The 1,825-nt window shown below is 42.9% G+C and carries 2 pseudogenes; both read left to right on the top strand.

Annotation, left to right across the window (positions count from 1 at the left end):
* A pseudogene (locus tag SORDD16_RS11905) lies at positions 1-140 on the top strand (ABC transporter ATP-binding protein); the annotation flags it as partial.
* 55 nt (positions 141-195) lie between these two features.
* A pseudogene (gene vex3 / locus SORDD16_RS06805) lies at positions 196-1,574 on the top strand (ABC transporter permease subunit Vex3).
* Positions 1,575-1,825: the final 251 nt, after the last annotated feature.

Raw genomic sequence — 1,825 nt, 5'->3', positions numbered from 1 at the left:
AACTGCTCAAATCACTTGCCCAGAAAACAGGTAAATGTGTGATCGTCGTCACTCACAGTAAAGAAGTGGCACAAGCGTCAGATATTACACTTGAATTGAAGGATAAGAAACTGTCTGAAACTCGCAATACTACAAAATAAAATGAGCTTGTTTTGATAGAATGATAAAAACGAATCAAATCTAGAAAGGGAACCTATGTTACACAACGCATTTGCCTATGTTACAAGGAAGTTTTTCAAATCGATTGTTATCTTCCTGATTATTCTCCTCATGGCGAGCTTGAGTTTGGTCGGCTTGTCAATCAAGGGAGCTACTGCCAAGGCTTCTCAGGAGACATTTAAAAATATCACCAATAGCTTCTCCATGCAAATCAATCGTCGCGTCAATCAAGGAACGCCACGTGGTGCTGGGAATATCAAAGGTGAGGATATCAAAAAAATCACCGAAAACAAGGCCATCGAGTCTTATGTTAAACGTATCAACGCTATCGGAGATTTGACTGGATACGACCTGATCGAAACGCCAGAAACTAAGAAAAATCTCACACCTGACCGTGCCAAACGGTTTGGAAGTAGCATGATGATCACAGGTGTCAATGACTCTTCTAAAGAAGATAAGTTTGTCTCTGGTTCATATAAGCTGGTTGAAGGTGAGCACCTAACCAACGACGACAAGGACAAGATCTCATGCATAAAGACTTGGCAGCTAAACACGGCTGGAAAGTCGGAGATAAGGTCAAACTAGACTCCAATATCTATGATGCAGACAATGAAAAAGGTGCTAAGGAGACAGTCGAAGTGACAATCAAGGGACTCTTTGATGGGCACAATAAGTCGGCAGTAACCTACTCGCAAGAACTCTATGAAAATACAGCTATCACAGACATTCACACTGCTGCAAAACTTTATGGATACACAGAAGACACAGCTATTTATGGGGATGCAACCTTCTTTGTAACAGCGGACAAGAACTTGGATGATGTTATGAAAGAGTTGAATGGCATCAGTGGTATCAACTGGAAGAGCTACACACTTGTGAAGAGCTCCTCCAACTACCCAGCTCTAGAGCAATCCATCTCTGGTATGTATAAGATGGCCAACCTCCTCTTCTGGGGTAGCTTGAGCTTCTCAGTTCTTCTCCTTGCACTCTTGCTCAGCCTTTGGATCAACGCCCGTCGCAAGGAGGTGGGAATTCTCCTCTCTATCGGTCTCAAGCAGGCAAGTATCTTGGGGCAATTCATCACCGAATCGATCTTGATTGCCATTCCTGCTCTTATTTCTGCTTACTTCCTAGCCAACTACACAGCTCGTGCCATCGGAAATACTGTTCTTGCCAATGTCACTTCAGGTGTTGCCAAGCAAGCCAGCAAGGCAGCTCAAGCCTCTAACCTTGGTGGTGGTGCAGAAGTAGATGGCTTTAGTAAGACCTTGTCGAGCCTAGACATTTCCATTCAGACATCAGACTTTATCATCGTCTTTGTCCTTGCCTTGGTTCTAGTGGTTCTCGTTATGGCGCTTGCTTCAAGCAATCTCCTCAGAAAACAACCAAAAGAGCTCTTGCTTGATAGCGAATAAAAAAACTTGCTACCTATTCTCCCCTAAATGGGGTATAATATAGGTAGCATTTTTATCTATTTCATCTTGATAATACTCTTCGAAAATCTCTTCAAACCACGTCAGCTTCACCTTGCCGTATATATGTTACTGACTTCGTCAGTTCTATCTACAACCTCAAAGCAGTACTTTGAGCAGCCTGCGGCTAGCTTCCTAGTTTGCTCTTTGATTTTCATTGAGTATAAGGCCTCTTCCTATCAGGATGAAACAGA

It is taken from the genome of Streptococcus oralis (genome assembly GCF_001578945.1).
GTDB lineage: Bacteria > Bacillota > Bacilli > Lactobacillales > Streptococcaceae > Streptococcus > Streptococcus oralis_Q.
This window is presented reverse-complemented; position numbering and strand designations above follow the sequence as displayed.